General features: G+C 57.4%; 19 protein-coding genes. 4 read left to right on the forward strand and 15 right to left on the reverse strand.

Annotation, left to right across the window (positions count from 1 at the left end; all coding sequences use genetic code 11):
• The first annotated feature begins 330 nt into the window (after nt 1-330).
• Nucleotides 331-597: a type II toxin-antitoxin system antitoxin HipB gene (gene hipB / locus A1WC_RS13170; RefSeq protein ID WP_008804920.1), complete on the forward strand. Its 267-nt coding sequence runs from the start codon at nt 331-333 to the stop codon at nt 595-597.
• Nucleotides 597-1919 carry a type II toxin-antitoxin system HipA family toxin gene (locus A1WC_RS13165; RefSeq protein ID WP_012968244.1) on the forward strand — a complete coding sequence of 441 codons (1323 nt, stop codon included), beginning with the start codon at nt 597-599 and terminating at the stop codon, nt 1917-1919. The genes hipB and A1WC_RS13165 overlap by 1 nt, the downstream gene beginning before the upstream one ends.
• Nucleotides 1920-1935: 16 nt before the next feature.
• On the opposite strand, the gene A1WC_RS13160 is transcribed toward A1WC_RS13165, so the two are convergent.
• The 5 genes from A1WC_RS13160 to A1WC_RS13140 all read right to left on the reverse strand — a co-directional run bounded on the left by A1WC_RS13160 (nt 1936) and on the right by A1WC_RS13140 (nt 8205).
• Nucleotides 1936-3228, reverse strand: coding sequence for a glycoside hydrolase family 10 protein (locus A1WC_RS13160; protein WP_016161010.1), 1293 nt, complete (start codon nt 3226-3228; stop codon nt 1936-1938).
• A 132-nt stretch (nt 3229-3360) separates the two neighbouring features.
• Complete coding sequence (locus tag A1WC_RS13155) at nt 3361-4365, reverse strand: fimbrial protein (protein ID WP_016161011.1); 1005 nt, start codon at nt 4363-4365, stop codon at nt 3361-3363.
• Nucleotides 4353-6854, reverse strand: coding sequence for a fimbria/pilus outer membrane usher protein (locus tag A1WC_RS13150; RefSeq protein ID WP_016161012.1), 2502 nt, complete (start codon nt 6852-6854; stop codon nt 4353-4355). The genes A1WC_RS13155 and A1WC_RS13150 overlap by 13 nt, the downstream gene beginning before the upstream one ends.
• Before the next feature lie 15 nt (nt 6855-6869).
• Complete coding sequence (locus A1WC_RS13145; protein WP_008804915.1) at nt 6870-7565, reverse strand: molecular chaperone; 696 nt, start codon at nt 7563-7565, stop codon at nt 6870-6872.
• A gap of 76 nt (nt 7566-7641) precedes the next feature.
• Nucleotides 7642-8205, reverse strand: coding sequence for a fimbrial protein (locus A1WC_RS13140; protein WP_012968240.1), 564 nt, complete (start codon nt 8203-8205; stop codon nt 7642-7644).
• 445 nt (nt 8206-8650) lie between these two features.
• Here A1WC_RS13140 and A1WC_RS13135 point away from each other — a divergent pair, with 445 nt between their 5' ends.
• A complete protein-coding gene (locus tag A1WC_RS13135; RefSeq protein WP_008804913.1) occupies nt 8651-8938 on the forward strand; it encodes a type 1 fimbrial protein in 288 nt (95 codons plus the stop codon).
• A gap of 159 nt (nt 8939-9097) precedes the next feature.
• On the opposite strand, the gene A1WC_RS13130 is transcribed toward A1WC_RS13135, so the two are convergent.
• From A1WC_RS13130 to A1WC_RS13100, 7 genes are all read right to left on the reverse strand, one after another.
• On the reverse strand, nt 9098-9304 hold the full coding sequence (locus A1WC_RS13130) for a helix-turn-helix domain-containing protein (RefSeq protein ID WP_004205917.1): 207 nt from the start codon (nt 9302-9304) through the stop codon (nt 9098-9100).
• Nucleotides 9305-9306: 2 nt separating this feature from the next.
• A complete protein-coding gene (locus tag A1WC_RS13125) occupies nt 9307-9840 on the reverse strand; it encodes a DUF2975 domain-containing protein (RefSeq protein WP_004205916.1) in 534 nt (177 codons plus the stop codon).
• A 28-nt stretch (nt 9841-9868) separates the two neighbouring features.
• A complete protein-coding gene (locus A1WC_RS13120; protein WP_016161013.1) occupies nt 9869-10213 on the reverse strand; it encodes a hypothetical protein in 345 nt (114 codons plus the stop codon).
• Nucleotides 10200-11315, reverse strand: coding sequence for a serine hydrolase domain-containing protein (locus tag A1WC_RS13115; protein ID WP_016161014.1), 1116 nt, complete (start codon nt 11313-11315; stop codon nt 10200-10202). The genes A1WC_RS13120 and A1WC_RS13115 overlap by 14 nt, the downstream gene beginning before the upstream one ends.
• A gap of 260 nt (nt 11316-11575) precedes the next feature.
• Nucleotides 11576-12358: a type I methionyl aminopeptidase gene (gene map / locus A1WC_RS13110; RefSeq protein ID WP_008804909.1), complete on the reverse strand. Its 783-nt coding sequence runs from the start codon at nt 12356-12358 to the stop codon at nt 11576-11578.
• Nucleotides 12339-12557 (reverse strand): ParD-like family protein, encoded by a 219-nt coding sequence (locus A1WC_RS13105; protein WP_002904808.1) that lies wholly within the window; start codon nt 12555-12557, stop codon nt 12339-12341. Before A1WC_RS13105 ends, map begins: the two co-directional genes overlap by 20 nt.
• A 310-nt stretch (nt 12558-12867) precedes the next feature.
• On the reverse strand, nt 12868-13116 hold the full coding sequence (locus A1WC_RS13100) for a hypothetical protein (RefSeq protein WP_008804908.1): 249 nt from the start codon (nt 13114-13116) through the stop codon (nt 12868-12870).
• A 296-nt stretch (nt 13117-13412) separates the two neighbouring features.
• On the opposite strand from A1WC_RS13100, the gene A1WC_RS13095 reads away from it, so the two are divergent.
• Nucleotides 13413-15068: a putative bifunctional diguanylate cyclase/phosphodiesterase gene (locus A1WC_RS13095; RefSeq protein WP_008804907.1), complete on the forward strand. Its 1656-nt coding sequence runs from the start codon at nt 13413-13415 to the stop codon at nt 15066-15068.
• 33 nt (nt 15069-15101) lie between these two features.
• Here the strand turns inward: A1WC_RS13095 and A1WC_RS13090 are convergent, their stop codons facing one another.
• From A1WC_RS13090 to A1WC_RS13085, 3 genes are all read right to left on the reverse strand, one after another.
• Nucleotides 15102-16028: an alpha/beta hydrolase gene (locus tag A1WC_RS13090; RefSeq protein WP_016161015.1), complete on the reverse strand. Its 927-nt coding sequence runs from the start codon at nt 16026-16028 to the stop codon at nt 15102-15104.
• A 192-nt stretch (nt 16029-16220) separates the two neighbouring features.
• Complete coding sequence (locus A1WC_RS27930) at nt 16221-16361, reverse strand: hypothetical protein (RefSeq protein ID WP_012541739.1); 141 nt, start codon at nt 16359-16361, stop codon at nt 16221-16223.
• Between the two features lie 24 nt (nt 16362-16385).
• On the reverse strand, nt 16386-16625 hold the full coding sequence (locus A1WC_RS13085; protein WP_008804905.1) for a hypothetical protein: 240 nt from the start codon (nt 16623-16625) through the stop codon (nt 16386-16388).
• Nucleotides 16626-16825: the final 200 nt, after the last annotated feature.

A 16825-nucleotide genomic window follows, 5' to 3' on the forward strand; every position in this document is an offset into this window, starting at 1 on the left:
GCGGACAGAGACAGCTCGTAGGCCCGGTAAGGCGCAGCCGCCACCGGGCATTAAGCCGGCAACAGAGCCGGATGCCCATTGCCGGGCGGCGCTGCGCTTGCCCGGCCTACATTGTTACGGAGCGGTGAGAGACAACCCCTAGGCCCGGTAAGGCGCAGCCGCCACCGGGCATGTAAAGGTGTCTCCGGCCACCATCCTTCCTGTTTTATCCCCACACAAGGATAATCACCCACCTATCCCCACCAGGGGATAATCTTGACATTATCCCCTGCAGGGTATAAAACCAAGTTTATCCCGATAGGGGGATAAATGATGGTGAGGAACAAGGCGATGAATTCCCCGCAGATATACAGTCCCGTGCAGCTGGCCAATTATCTGAAGCTGCTGCGCCAGCAGAACCACTGGACCCAGGATGCGCTGGCCAGGCGGATCGGCATTAAGCAGGCCACACTGTCCAATTTTGAAAATCACCCCGACAAAACCACCTTAACCACGCTGTTTAAGATCCTCCAGTCGCTAGGGGTGGTGATGACGCTGAACGCCAAAGCCACAGAGACGGCGCCGGCTCCCGATAACAACACGGACCTTGACTGGTAATGGCGACGCTTACCACCTGGATGAACAATGTGCGCGTGGGCACCTTAACCCGCCAGGCTAACGGGGCGCACAGTTTTCGCTATGACGAAGAGTGGCTGCGCAGCCCGCGCGCCAGACCGCTCTCCCTCTCGCTGCCGCTGCAGTATGGCAATATCACCGCCGACGCGGTGTATCACTATTTTGATAACCTGCTACCCGACAGCCCGCAGGTCCGCGATCGGATCGTCAGGCGCTATCAGGCGCGCTCGAAGCAGCCGTTCGATCTGCTGGCCGAAGTGGGACGGGATAGCGTAGGGGCGGTGACTCTGCTACCGCCGGGGGAAGAGGCGCACCTCGAGGGGTTGCGCTGGCAGACGCTGGACGAGGCGCAGCTCACCGCTTTGCTGACCGCCTACCAGTCGGATATCCCTCTCGGGATGATTACCGGCCAGGATGATTTCCGTATCTCGGTGGCCGGCGCCCAGGAGAAAACGGCGCTGCTGCGGATGGGCGGGCACTGGTGTATTCCGCAGGGCACCACGCCGACCACGCATATCATTAAACTGCCCATCGGCGAGATAAAGCAGCCTAATGCGACGCTGGATCTGCGTGAAAGCGTGGATAACGAGTTTCTGTGCCTGGCGCTGGCCAGGGAACTGGGCCTGGCGGTGCCGGAGGCAGAGATTATCACCACGCCGCGGATCCGCGCGCTGGCGGTGACCCGCTTTGACCGGCGCTGGGCGCAGGAGGGACGGGTGCTGCTGCGTCTGCCGCAGGAGGATCTGTGTCAGGCCTTTGGCATCCCGTCGTCGATGAAATATGAATCTGACGGCGGGCCGGGTATTGCGGCAATCATGGCCTTTCTGCTGGGCTCCAGTGAAGCCCTGAAAGATCGCGCAGACTTTATGAAATTCATGGTCTTTCAGTGGCTGGTTGGGGCAACGGACGGGCATGCGAAGAACTTCTCGCTCTTTTTGCTGCCCGGTGGCAGCTACCGTCTAACGCCGTTCTACGACATCATTTCGGCGTTTCCGGTGCTGGGAGGTACGGGACTGCATCTGCGCGACCTGAAGCTGTCGATGGGGCTCAATGCCACAAAAGGGCGGAAAACAGAGATTAACGCCATCTATCCGCGTCATTTTCTGGCAACCGCCAAAGCGGTGAACTTTCCTGGGGAGCTGATGCTGGCGATCCTCCAGGAGTTTGCCGGGCATGTGCCGCAGGCAATCGAAAGCGCTCGCCGGACGCTGCCGGCGGACTTTTCCACCCACGTCTGGCGGGCCATTACGGAAAATATGCTGAAGCTGCACGCCCGCCTGCAGCAAGGGCTGCAGGCGTTATAGCGAAGCCGGCTGGCGGTTAGCTCTGCGGTTGCCCCCAGCGGCTGCGCAGATAGTTGACCGCCTGCCGGGTTTGCGGCTGATTGAGATTGTTTTCGCGGAACAGGATCGTGCCCTGGATCTGCGGCAGAGTTTCATTGAGGTCGAGCTGCTTTTTCAGCTCCGGCACGCCGCCATCCACCGTCCAGTCAGGCTCATTTTTGGACGGCTCACCCACTTTGTACAGCGCCACGCCGATATACAGCCGGGTATGCGTCGGCTTAACCACCTCGGCCCACCAGTTGGCCAGCACATCATAGCGCGCGGCATCGCGGGCAAACGGCCAGTAGATCTGCGGGGCGATGTAGTCGAGCAGTCCCTGCTGCACCCAGCTGCGGGTATCGGCATAGGACTCATCATAGGCGGCCGCGCCACGGGTATCCGACCCCGCCGGATCGTGCGAGCGGTTGCGCCACACCCCGGCCGGGCTCACGCCAAACTCGACGTTCGGATTGAGCTTTTTGATAGTAGTGGAAACCTGGGCAATGAGCTGCTGGGTGTTATGCCGGCGCCAGTCGCCCTTCGAGGCGTAACCCTGTCCGTAACGGCGGAAGGTTTCATTGTCGTTAAGCGGGGAAGAGGCGGTTTCGGTGTAGAAATAGTCGTCGAACTGCACGCCGTCAATCGGGTAGTTCTGCACCACTTCAGCGACGATGCTGGTGATCCAGTCCCGTGCTTCGGGAATGCCCGGATCGAGGACAAAGCGATCGCTGGCGGTGCGGATCCAGTTACGGTGCAGGACGAACACGCTGGCCGGCACCTGCGTGAGGGTGTTATTCAGCTCGGCAACGGTCGACGGTTTGGTGTTGACCGAGACACGATAGGGGTTAAACCATGCGTGAACCTTCATACCGCGCTTGTGTGCTTCATCCAGCATAAACTGCAGCGGATCGTAGCCGGGGTATTCGCCGATTTTGCCGGTCAGCATATCGGACCACGGCAGAATGTCCGACCGCCAGAGCGCCGTGCCGTCGGGTTTCACCTGGAAAAAGACGGTGTTGATACCCAGGCGCTGCAGGTTATCGAGTTTGGCGATCAGCGCCAGCTTCTGCTGCGTGATGCGGCTTTCCGGCGTGCTGGCGATAATCGACCCGACCGGCGGCCAGTCAAGGCGCGACACGGTGGTGAGCCACACGCCGCGTACCGGCTCCCGGTGCGTCTGGCTGGCTTTGACGGCGGTAGTGTTCGGTGCCGTGACAAGGGATTTAGGGGCCTTACTGGTGCAGCTGAACAGCATGCCCACGGCAATGACGGCCGCACCGGCCAGCGCCACTTTGCTGGCTAAGGGGAATCGACGAGAATGGCTGATGATGAACTCCCGTGTAATCAGATCGTCGCGTGTAGCGGCTATTCTCTTACGATTCGTGGGTCAGAGCAATTCCTTCATCCGTCGGTTCGCCATCGCCTAGTCATAATGTAAGGTATAGGTCGCGACGGCCGACACCTGACCGGCGGTGATCCGGGGACGGGTCTGGTAGTAGCGGGCCGTGAGCGGCAGGATAAACCGGCCCGCACTCGCGCTGCCCAGCGTCATCTCATGATTCAGGGAAACCGGCTGGCGATGGTAAAGCAGTTGCACACCAATACCCTGCGCCCGATCGTCCGTGGCGTCATTGCGCAGAACGCCATGCCCCCGGGCGGTGAGGGGCTCCGCGCCGTCAACACGCAGGGAAATAGTCACAGCGCTGTTGCAATCCAGTTGCAGCGCGAAAGGCGTGTCGCCGGTGGTTTTGCCGACGCCGCCGAAGTGGTCAAGCATCGCGGCGGGCAGCTTAATCAGCGCTGGCGTGGCGTCATTCACGGAACATCCCGCGGTGTTGACCCTGCCGCTTAAGTCTAACGCGGCCAGCGGGGTATGCTCTGCCATTAAAAAGTGCTCGCTGTGATACTCAAGCTCGCCCGGTGTCGCCGCGGGACCGGTTTTAATAAGCTCAATCGTCAGGCGGAAATAGCCCAGTTTCCACACCGCATCAGGCAATATGGCCGGATTGTTCACCCGTTGGCTAAACGGCGAGGGCGTCGGCCGGTCAGGGAAGCCGCCATAACCGCCGATAGCGCGCAGCGATACGCGAACGCCAATGCCGGCGAGGTTGGTTTGATAAACCGTCGGTCGCGTCGCTCCCCCGGACAGCAAACTGTTCAGCTGTAGCGGCGACAGCCCATGCGGGTCGTCCGCGCAGCGGATCCACTGTTCGCCGCCGTCGCTAAGGCGATCCCAGGCGAAACTTTTGTGATACAGCGGGGTGCCCGGTCTGGCGTCAGCCGGCACGGTGAGTTGCCCTACGTTCAGCCGAAGGGTGGTGGCCTGGCCGCGGACAAACACCGGCGTACAGGCCCATCCGCTGGCGGGGGGTAACAGGGCGAGTAACAGCGTCAGGGTGGCCCGACGCAGGAGAGTTAAAAAGGACATGTTAACGTCTGCTGTAAAATGAGTGGATGGGGTGTCTGCGCCAGCGTCGGGGTGAGATCGTAGCGGGCAGTACAGTGCTGCTGAGGGCCTGGCCCCCATTGTGCATACAGGGTGCCTTTCGGCGCCAGGCCGGCGAGGTACACCTGACCCTCGCTGGCAACGATGCTACTGGTGTCTTTGGCGCGCACTTCGCTGCCAAAGGGCAGCGGTTGTCCCTGCGACTGCAGCGTAAACAGCGCCTTATAACCAACGTGGGTGTGAAAACGCGCCAGCACCACCGCGTCCTTAGTGGGAACCCGCGTCACGGTGCTGTTGGCCAGATCCACATTCTCCGGCAGCGAGTGGCTGTCGAGGGCGACGTCGTTGCGGTGATAGGCGGTAGCGAAGGGCAGCACGGCATATCCATCGCGATTGGTGGCGATGGTTCTCTGGTTGGCGAGGGTCACACCGCCGGCGCCACCGGCGTCAATCAGAACGACAGCGCCATTCATTTCCGGCGTAAAGACCACCCCGTGGCGGTGAATCAGGATACCTCCGCTGGCGCCGTAGTTCAGGCGAGTGGCCTGTGAGTCACGGCTGTAGCCGAGATTCAGATCGCCTCTTCCACTGCTGTAGCCGGCCGTCAGGCTGCCGCTGTGCCCGTTTTGCTGATCGAGGGTTTGGCTGACGGCGTAGCTGAGCGCGTGGTTATCCAGCATGGTGCCATTGAGACTGACCATCTGACTGTCGGCGCTGTGGCGGGAGGAGGTCAGGGTATAGCCGGCATAGCTCCCCGGTAGCAGGTGGTTCAGCGCTACTGAAAGTGACAATGTCACCACTTTATCGGAGTGCGGCTCGTCATTCTCCTCGTCACCGTCGCTACTGTGTGCATCGCTGTAGCTGAGCGACCACGCGATACCGTGAACCTGGCTGCTGATCCCCATATTGGCGGTACGCTGCGGGGCGCCCTCTGACCAGTAGCTGTCCTGGTCGAGGCTCAGATAGAGGGTGATATCGTACGGCAGGCTCTGGCTGGCGGTGATTTGCAGGGTCGCTTTTTTGTTGTCGTTATCCCGCGAGTCGGCGTCGGGATCCGGGCTGGAATACGCCTCGCTCAGCGTGGCATAGCGCTGATGCGAATAACGCCAGCCGGTGAAGGTGAATTGCGTGCCAAGACGATCAAAACCTTTGCTGTACTGGAGCTGCCAGGCCCGGCCATCGATCGGATCCTGCTGGTGCTGGTCGCAGGCGTTTAACAGCTGCAGCGAGAGCGCCCCGGCATCACCCAGCCCCTGTCCCGCGCCGAACGAGAGGTTATGATATTGCGCCGCGCTCTGCAGTCCGCCAAACAGCGTCAGGTTGTGGGCGAACCCGCGCATCAGCGACAACTGCATCATCAGCGGACGCTGGCTGGCATCGTCGCTATGATAGCGCCCGGCGACCAGGTTGTATTTCAGGCTGCCTTCGCGTTGCATGCTGGTGACCGATGCATACGGCTGGGTGAAGCGGCGGATTTCGCCATCCGACTCTTTGACGGCAACCTCAAGATTGCCGCTACTGGCGGTGGGATAAAGATCGTCAATCACGAACGCGCCAGGGGTGACGTAGGTTTGATACAGCACGTAGCCATTTTGCCGAACCGTGACCTGGGCGTTAGTTCTGGCTATCCCACGGATGGTCGGGGCAAAACCTTTCTGCGAGTCCGGGAGCATCGCATCACTGGAGGCGAGGGCAATTCCCTGAAACTGTACCGCGTCGAACACATCGCCCGACGTAAAGGTATCCCCGAGCGTCAGTTCACTCCGCCAGCGCGTCAGATCGCGCTCAAGCCAGGCGCCGCTGGTGGTCCAGTGGGGCTTATCGTCGCTGTTGGCGGTCAGGCTGTTGCTGGCGCGCAGGCGCCAGGCGCCGGCGTTCACGCCACTTTTCAACATCAGATAGTTATCGCGCTCAGTGTTGCCCTCGCGGGTTCGCTGGCTGGCGCCTGAATAGCGGTAATTGCTCTGAAAGGCGCTGATACCTTCATCCCACAGCGCAGAAGGAACATTATCCCTCGCCTGGCGCGTCATCAGCGCCTGGGGAAGGGTCATTGCCAGCCGCTGATGGGCAAAATCGAAATTGACCGTACTGCCCGGCAACAGCGTGGCGAGTTCGGGACATGAGCGGGAGGTTGCGCCGGACGCCTGGGATAGCACGGCCGGATTAACACCGGCCTGCAGCAGATCTTCCGGCTTAAGGCAGGGCGTCAGCTGCCCGCGGTCATTCTGGCGAAACGTGATGATCTTACGGGCATCCAGGGTGACGCCGTTGACCTGCCAGCTGACCGGATAGTCGCCAGGCGGCTGGCTCGTTTGCTGATTGAAGCGCTGCAGATCCACCGCCGGCAAATGGTCGTTTTTTTCCAGCAGATCCATATTAAAGGTCGCCTGGGCGTGCAAGGGCGCGCTCTGTCCGCCCAGCAGGATGGAGAGGCTGACGACGGTAACGGTATGAGCCGGGCCGTGGCGCATCGCGACATCAGGCTTTTAGTGCGCCGAAACGGGAGCGCTAAACGTCTGCACAGCGCCAAAATCATCCAAAATGCGCCAGCTCACCTGGCGGGTGCAGGCCTCGCCGGGCAGGGCGTACTCTTCACGGCTGTGAGGGGCAATCACGCTGTGCTCAAGCGGTGTTTTCTGGTTCTGGCCCGCGCAGGTGAGCGTGGTGATAGTCACATAATAGGGGGAGGCATTCTCCGCCTGCAGGTGGTTGCCACTGACGTGCCAGCGCAGGTGCTGCGCCGCGTCGAGCGCCGAGCCCGGGAGTCCTGCCGGGCGATAAATGAGCTTAAGTTGATTCTTAATAGCAAATTGCAGAATGTTCTCGCCAGCCGGCGCGGTATTGGCAGGAATCACTTTGATATTCAGGGTGAACAAACTTTCCCGATCGTTTGGCAGTTGCGCCGAGGTTAATAACACGCGCAGATCGTTGCTGTCTCCAGCATCCAGACGGAACAATGGCGGGGTGACGATAAACGGTGATTTATTATTATCAGCCAGATCGTCTACCCAGCTCTGAATAAGTACCGGATCGTGAGGATTGGTGTTTTTTACCGTGATGTCGGCCTCATGACTTTGTTCATTATAAATGACACGCGTGCCGGCAATGGCAACCCCGGCAGCAGACGCCAGGAGCGGACAAAAGAGAAGGCTCAGGAAAAAAGCCATTTTATAACACTGCATAATTGAGGATCCGGTCACGAGGAATGAAAATAAGGGCAGGGGATGCTGCCCTGGTAAAAGCGGCAATCAGCACATTCTATTCATATACAATATCAATATTGGCCGTGGCATTAATATTGCCGGCGGTGACATCCAGGGAGGAATCGCTCTTCAGATCGGCAATAAAATTAAAGGCAATATCACCGTTTTCGTCGGCTTGCGAAACCGCCGTTTTGCTCTGTTTGTCAAAGGTCAACTGAGTGCCTTCCGTTGAGCCGTCAGGGGAAGAGAAGACTTCAATGCCCACCCCTTTGGCGGTATCCGCGGCATCGGAGAGCGCCAGCACGGCGGCGCTGGTGCCGTTAGCATTGGTGTCCGGGGTACCCTCCAGGCTAATGCTGATATTCTGCGCCAGCGGGCAGCCGGTCAGGTTGATGGTAAACGGTGTTTCTGCGGTTTTCGCTTCATGTGATTTCAGCGCCGACATATCGACGTTGCCAAAATCGACATTCACATCGCCACCGTTGTTGGCGATCTGGCACGACTCGTTAATAATTTTACCGGTGAAATTCAGTGTGCCCGCCGCGCGGGCGGGGGTCACAGTAGCCAGACTGAAGGCCAGCAGTGAACCCACAACCAGCAGGGTGCCTTTTTCTTTCATACTCAAACCTTATTAAATAATCACAAGTTAATTAAATCGTTTAACATTTTTAATGCATGTTTTTTATTTCTGTTCACAAAAAACGGTAAGCATCACTAATGTATACTGCCGTCGGGGGCGGGATTATACGGAGAACGTCGTAAAGGCCCATGGATAAGGTGTGTTAAGCTGTAACAATCTTTATTTTTTGGTGTAAGTATAATCTCATTTAATATTGTAATTGGGTTCTATATACAGAATGTATTATTTCCCGGGAACGCCTGTTTTGGCAAAGTTCTGGCAAAAAGTTGCTGTTATTCCCGGCAGTTGACCGGAGAGGGCAGAATAATCGTTTACGCTGCCGCTATTTTGCCGTAGCGTGAAGATCGCGGCAGGAAGCCGCAGGTTGGATGGCACAGAACGATTCTGTGCCGCGCAGTGTCACTCGCTATCAAGGAAGATTGCTATGTCTCCGCTCCGTCTCGCTCTAATATGTCTGTGTCTGGCACCGCTGGCGTCGTCTGCTGCGCTCTCCGGTCAGGTTCATTTTTCGGGACGTGTCATCAATCCGGCCTGTCTTATCGCGCCGCAGCGCAATCGTATCGATGTTTCGTGCCAGCACCGTTCACCGGAACAGGTCGCCTTGACAGACAACCCCCCTCGCTATGCCATGCCGGATGATCGCGGTGAGGTCAGTCTCCACTGGCGAAATGCACAGCACAGTGAAGCGGATGTCATTATTCGCTATCGCTAAGGTAAGAAAAACGCGGTGAAGGGTAAGCGGATGCAGGACGTAAAGGGTAACGCGGTGGGCGGTTTCAGCGCGCGTCAGCAGTGACTACTGGGGTGACGCGCACGTAGAGTACATTTCATGAAAACAATCCTTGCCGTCGTCCGACAGCAGAGTATCGCCTCAGTCGGGTTCCCAGGCGAGGATATCACCGGGCTGACATTCCAGCGCCTCGCAGATGCGGGACAGGGTATCAAAACGGATGCCTTTGACTTTTCCCGACTTGAGCAGCGACAGGTTCTGTTCGGTAATGCCTACAAAGGCCGCCAGCGCCCTGGACGTCATCTTTTTTTCCACCAGCAGTTTGTCCAGATTCACCACCACAGCCATCGTTAAATAAACTCCTTATTCTCTTCTTCAGCACGGATCCCGTGGAGCATGGCGTGAAATGTCACAAACAGCAAGCTTCCTGTCAGAAGCAGCACCCCGTCGCTGAGCAGAAACACCACCTGATAATAAGGCTGCGGCCACCAGGCGAGCAGCGGGATCAGAAAGCGGCACACCGGCAACAGGATCCCCATGCCCACCATGGCCAGAGCGATGTAACGAACGCTGTGCGCCAGGGAGAGGCTGAGCACGCTGCGCTGGCGGACGCTACGGGTTACCTTCATGCCCTGCCAGATAGCGAACGCGAACAGCCCGGCCGGAAGATACAGCAGGGCCAGCAGCAGCAAACGTCTCGCCATCCCCGGCGCCTGGGCCGGGTTGTCGGTTAACGGCACTTCAGCAAAGTGCAGCAGGGTGGAAAGAAAATATCGTTCGCCGGTAAAGAAAATCCACAGCGGCACGATCAGGGCGAGCATAAAAAAGAGGGGCAGTATGCCGCTAATAATAGCCAGACTCAGCCGGGTTCTGGATTGCTTCACAATTTACCTTCCTGATTGATGAGAATAATTAAAGCACCAGCCGCGCCAAGCATGACATAAGGGCCACGGCGAAGACAACGCTCATCGCCCGGACGCCGCGACGACGGCTGGCAAACCACGGACGGGTCCAGACGCGGTAGAGGCTGAGGGTGATGAACGACGCCTGGATGGTCCAGGTCAGCATCCGAAACAGGTAGCCCATTTTGCCGAGATTCTGCAGGGTCTGGAAAACCTCGGCGAGATAAATACCCCCGGTCGCCAGCAAAACATAATTGAGCAGGCGTATTTTTCGCTGCGCCAGCCAGTCGCCGGAAATAAACAGGATCACCGACAACAGCGTTAACAGCGCCCAGAGGATGTCAATTCCGTTCATTACGCGCCTCCTGTTCATCAGGGGTGGCAGCCAGTAAGAGCTTGATGGCAGGTCCGATCACCGGCCAGGCGGTATCGGAGAGGATCACTACCGCGGTCTGTCGCTGTCGGTCGAAGGCCATCATTGCCGCAAAGCCGCCACTCTGCCCGTCATGCCAGACGATCTCCCGTCCGCGGACGCGGGTAGTGAACCAGGCATAACCCACCCGGGAATCGGGATCATCGGTGGCGAACAGGGAGTGCATACCTTCACTGCCCGCCAGGTTTCCTGCCAGCAGCGCCTGGGCATATTTCGCCATATCGACAATCGTGGCGCGGACGCCGCCGGCGGGGGCGAAGGCGTCCATCACCCATGGCTGCTGAGGGAAACCAGGGGCTGACCAGCCCATGGTAAACGTCGGCGAGGCTGGAGTATTGTGCCGGGCCACTTCCGCGCCCTGCATTCCGGCGGGGGTAAAGACCCGTTGCGCCATCAGTGTGGCAAAATCGCGATGGGACGCCCGCTCCAGCGCCAGTCCGAGCAGGGCAAACCCGGCGTTGGAATAATCAAACCATTTCGTCGGCTGCAGGGTGGCCTGGTTCATCATCGCGATCAGCGCGGGTCGATCGTAGCGCCAGGGATTCTGCCGCCGGGCAATATCGCTCAGAATAGCCAGCCGCTGCCCAACCGACGCGGTGAGCGGTGGCAGTCCTGAACGGTGAGAAACCAGTTGCTCCAGGGTAACATCCCGCACCGGGCTGACAATCTCCGGGACCAGCGCCGACACCGGCGTCTGCGCGGTGACTTCGCCGCGGCGAATAGCCTCCAGCAGCAGGCTGGCGGTCATGGTTTTGCTCAGGCTGGCGATCTCATACTGTGTCGTATACTCGCTCCCCCACAGACCGTAGCGCACCCCCTGAGGCGTAATCAGCGCTGCGGCGACCTGTCCGCGGGCGCCATTAAGCAGGGGCGTTAATATCGAGACCAGCTGTTTATCCCCCGTCGTCCGGGAGCTGGGGGGATGAAAGCCGGGCTGCAGGGCGATCCCCGCCGCCACGATGACGGTAAAAACCAGCACGGCGGCAATGATCTGTCTGTCCCGGCGATAGCGGTTCCAGCGCATGTTTTCTCCTTAACGCGGTACGACATCCAGGTGAGGGAATACCGCTTCTCCCTGGTGTTAAAGTGAGCGCAGGTTAGCCTGGTGTTTATCGTTTTACAATAAATTTTTATCGTTTTATGATTAACATTATGAGGAGTAAAGCAGACACTCCCGGCGCGGTGTGGAGAACGCGGGGGGCAATAGAGGCCAGGGAATAAAGTGCGCTGACGAAGAGAGGTACTCGCCAGCGAGAAATGTCGGCTATGCCGGGAGAAGAAAACTTAGCGGATCCGCGACTGCTCGTCGTCGCGTAGCGTCAGCACCTCAAATCCGTTGGCGGTGACGGCCACGGTGTGCTCCCATTGCGCGGAGAGTTTTTTATCGCGGGTGACGACAGTCCAGCCATCTTTTTTGGTTTTGATGCGGCTGTCGCCCTGGTTCACCATCGGCTCAATGGTGAACACCATTCCTTCGCGCAACACGGCGCCTTCCCCGGGGCGGCCGTAATGCAGCACCTGCGGTTCCTCATGCATTTCCTGGCCGACGCCGTGACCGCAATATTCTCTGACCACGCTGTAGCCATGGTCCTCGACCCAGCGCTGAATAGCGTGACCAATATCGCCCAGCGTCGCGCCAGGTTTCACCACCTCAATGCCTTTCCACATCGCTTCATAGGTGGTCTTTACCAGCCGGCGGGCCAGCGGGGAGACGTCGCCTATCAGGTACATCTTGCTGGAGTCGGCAATCATGCCCGCTTTCTCCAGGGTGATATCGACGTTAACAATCATCCCGGCGCGCAGATGTTCGGTCGCTTTGGGGATCCCGTGGCACACCACATCGTTAATGGAGGTGTTCAACACATAGGGAAAATCGTATTGCCCCTTGCTGGCCGGGCGGGCATGCAGTTGGTTGACGATAAAATCTTCCACTCGATCGTTAATCGCCATCGTCGTTACGCCGGGAACGATAAAGGTATCCAGCATATCAAACACCGACGCCAGCAGCTGGCCGGCATGGCGCTGACGTGCGAGTTCATCGGCGGTTTTAATGATTATTGATGGCATTGATTACCTCCAGCAGACGGTCAGAGCCGGATTTCAGCATCAGCAGTTTGATCTGCTGGTGGTTAAGCTCGGGGTAGAGCTCGCTCATCATGCCCAGACGGATCCAGTATTCCGCCTGGGCATTGACGGAGCGGGACATAGCTTTGCTGGCATCACGAATATCATCGTGCAATAGATCGGAGATTTTGACGATTCCCATAGAGACAGTCCATATATGATTCGTATATGCATCGTATACAGACCGGCACGGGATGTCATGGGCATTTTGTGTCGTGACCGGGGGGGAGGCGAGAGGCCCACGCAAAAAAGCCCGACCAGCGGGCTTATTTTCAGCATTTTTTTCGGGTTAATCATTCGCGCCATTCACCATGGCGAAAATACCCATTAGATTATCGGTATGCAGAATGAAAATAACATGACGGCGGCGAAGCGCGGCGCATCAATATATTTAATGCAGGTGTTAATTTTGCGTATGAATATTCTCCCGTCAGGCCGGGAATCCGGGGGAGTTACAGCGCGTCAGTGAGTTTATCCACCACCACTTTACCCGCATTATCGAACTGCGTAATGCGAAAGCTGTCGCTCCAGGAGCGGCGGGTGGTGAAACGGTCGAACAGGGATACCCGACCTTTACGCTGACCATCTTTACTCAAAATAACCCATTCAGTCACCGCAGAATAATGCTGGCTATTGTCATGACGGCTCTGTTGTTCAACAAGCTGGTCTTCTTTTTCCACTTTTAAATAATCACGCAACATATTTAACCTCCATAGAAAGTATTATTAACATTACTCCTTTTATTTATTCTTTCAATCAAACTTTTTAATCAATAAAAGTAACTATTAGTGGGCGACCTAAGTGCAAAAATCGTCAGATTGTCATTACCCGGCGCAGTGGATTCCACTACGCTTAACAGAGCTGTCTGGCGCGCTATCTGCGGTTGCCAGGGCCAGAAAGGCGGCAACAAAACGTCTTAACCTTGTATTCATCATGGGCGTTGTTCTGCTATATCTAGTGCGTTTTGCCACGACCGAGCCACAGAGAGCGCTGTACCATGAGTAACGATCACCTGACGGATATCGCCTATCGTCACTTTATTGAAAGTGTTAAAGATTATGCAATATACATGCTGAGCACTGACGGTACGGTCATCAGCTGGAACGAAGGTGCCCGCCGGGCAAAAGGGTACCTGAGCGACGAGATCATCGGTTGCTACTTCGGTCTCTTCTATAGCGAAGCTGAGCAACTCTCCGGTGTACCGGCGAAAAACCTGGAAATCGCCCTGCGTAGCGGGCAGTTCGAAGGGGAAGGCTGGCGTTACCGCAAAGACGGCTCCCGATTCTGGGCGCATGTCATGATCGATACCATCCGCGATGAGCAGAACACCCTGCTGGGTTTTGCCAAAATCACCCGCGATATCAGTGAACAAAAAGCGATTAATGACCGCATCGCATGGATGGCGCGCTACGATGCGCTGACTGGTTTACCTAACCGGGTGGAGTTCTTTGAGCGGGTGGAAAAGCTGATCACCGGTAATGATGCCCGCCGCTTTGCCATTTTCACCATCGATTTAGACAAGTTTAAAGAGATTAATGACCTGCAGGGCCATCTGATTGGTGACCAGCTGCTGCAGCGTGTGGCAGGCGCCGTGCTGAAAACGCTGCAGAAGGAGGAGATGGTCGCGCGCTTTGGCGGCGATGAGTTTGTGGCCGTTAAACCTTTTGCCGATGAGGGTGAAGTGGATGCCTTTGCTGCGCGCCTCTGGCACTGCTTCAGCGGTAAGCAGACGTTTGCCGCGACGGAAGTGGTTCTCTCCGCCAGCATTGGCATCTCGGTCTACCCGGAGGATGGTACGGATATTAACACGGTACTGAGCAATTCCGATCTGGCCATGTATCGGGCAAAGAGCAGTCTCGACCACAAGATTTGCTGGTACGAGCGTGAAATGGATGACAAGACGCGGCAGCGCAATATGATGGCCGCCGACATCCGGCGCGGTATTCACGCAGGAGAATTTTCGCTCCACTATCAGGCTATCCGCAACATCAAAGATCGCCGGATCACCGGTTACGAGGCGCTGCTGCGCTGGCAGCATCCGCAGCTGGGGCCGATCCCGCCTGACGTGTTTATTCCCATCGCCGAAGAGAGCGGCGCCATCGTGCCCTTAGGTTACTGGGTGCTCGAGCAGGTGTGTAACGAATCGCTGGAAAAGGGTCTCAACAGAAAAGTTTCGGTCAATATCTCGCCGGTGCAGTTGCGTCACCGCAGCTTTATCGAAAAAGTCCGCGAGATCCTGATGCGTACCGCCTATCCGGTCAGCCTGCTTGAGTTTGAAGTGACGGAGACGGCGTTCATCATCAATAAGCAGCTGGCCTTTAGCGTCCTGCATCATCTGCAAAAAATGGGGATCAGCATCGCGCTCGATGACTTCGGTACCGGCTACTCCTCCCTGAGCATGCTGCGCGATTTCCATTTCGACGTGATTAAACTCGACCGCAGCTTTATGCTTGATGTGGAGAGTAATCCCCAGGTCCGCTCATTCGTGCGGGCCATCATTTCGCTGGGAAATTCAATTAATACGCCGCTTATCGCCGAGGGTGTGGAAACCGCCGGGCAACTGCAGATCCTCGAAGAGGAAGGGTGTGACGAGATGCAAGGCTTTCTGTTCGGCGAGCCGGTGGATATTAAACACCTGCCTCCGTCGTCCTGATACGCCCACCGGCTGCGGGTGGGCGTAGCGTCATTACTGATGCGCCAGCGGAGCCTGCCCGGAAAGATGCAGCAGAGCCGACTGCAGCGAGACGTCAAACATCTGACCGTGCGTCATACCAGGGTAGCGCCAGAAAGCCACCGTCAGGCCTTTGTCGGCCAGCTGCTGCTGGGTTTGTCGCAACACACTCAGGGAAGCCACGTGGCCGGTGGGTTCCCGGGCAGCTTTGCCATCACCTTCCAGCAGATACAGCGATTTCCCGGAGAAGGCGGTAGCGCTTAAGGCTTCGCTGCCCTTCAGCGGAGATTCCTGCGCCTGGCCCAGCGACGGGCTGGCCGAATAATAGAGATGAAACAGCGAGGTCTTCCGCCACGCGTCGAGCACAAACAGCCCGCCGTAGGAGTGGCCCCAGATCGCGCGCTGGTGGGGATCTATTTTCAGGTGAGCTTCCGTTTGCGGCACCATTGTTTCGGTCAGCAACTGACGAAACAGGTCATTACCTCCGGTTTTTCGCGGCGGCAGCGCGGGTTTCCCGACTTGCGGTTTGAAGGCCTTTAGCGGAGGAGTGTAATCCCAGGCCCGGGCGGCGGTATCGAAGGGCAGCGTTGTCTGGTAACCGATAGCGACGATCACCGGCGGGGAGCCGGCGGAGAGCTGCTGCAGAAGGGCGTCGTTAAGCTTATCCATCACCGCGTTACCATCCAGCATATACAGCACAGGATAGCCGGCGGCGGGCGGGGCTTTGTCCGGCACGGCAGTCCACACCCGGTAGTGGCGTTCGCCATCGGCGGAGTCATACTGACGTTGCGTAAAATGATAGTACGCTGACCCTTTATCGGCGATGTTTGGCCCCAGCGGCTGAAGATCCGGTCGGGCGGTGCTACCGCTACTGTAGAAGAGCACGCCAACCGCCAGCGTCAGCAGCCCGCGCGCCCGGATGCTCCCTGAATTCCGCTTCACCTTGTCTAACCCCCTGTATTCTTTGAGCTGTCATTTTGTTGGGCTGACACGGTAACACAGCTTGTTTGATAATGGTTCTCATTTCTTTTGTGCGCTTTGGATCTGCGTGGGATACCGGACGGGGCTGGTGGGGGGGGGGCGAAGCGAAAACGCAGGATACATGGCCGCCTGTCGGCGGCCATCAGGACAGGGTCAGGGATCGCCGTTGATGCTACGCAACAGCCTTTTTACCAGCGGGATGAGCGCAATAAGCACCAGCGCAATGACCACGATCAGTAACAGCGTCAGCCCTTTATGATGACTGATAAGCACCCACAGCATCGCCAGCGTCATGAGATGATCCTTGCATTAACAGCGTTAACCACCGCCAAGGTGAATGAAATTTAACAGAATGGTGATGACCACCCAGGCCAGCAGCAGAAAGCGTCGTTTATCGCGTCGAGCTTCCAGCGCAGCGAAATAATTAGCGCTGTACCAGGTTGATATAATAATAGCCAGCGTGATGATGACCTGCCAGACCACTTCGCTAAAGCCCGTCACGATGCTTATCGCGCGAAAGCAAAGCACAATCGCGATGCCGTTAAGCGCGTTACACATCAACCATCCCCACAGGCTTGAGGGACGGCTAAAGAAATATCCAAGTCGTAAAACCAATGTCGTATACACCTTGCCAAAATAATCGCGCTGTAAAATGCAGTTTAATGCCCGACGAGGTATTGATATAAATCAAAATTAATGGAATAGCGCAGTAATCACTGGCATGCAGCGATCGCAGCATGGCAATGGAAAGGCGTAGA

Origin of the sequence: Klebsiella sp. KTE92 (assembly GCF_000398905.1) — a bacterium.
GTDB classification, from domain to species: domain Bacteria; phylum Pseudomonadota; class Gammaproteobacteria; order Enterobacterales; family Enterobacteriaceae; genus Klebsiella; species Klebsiella variicola.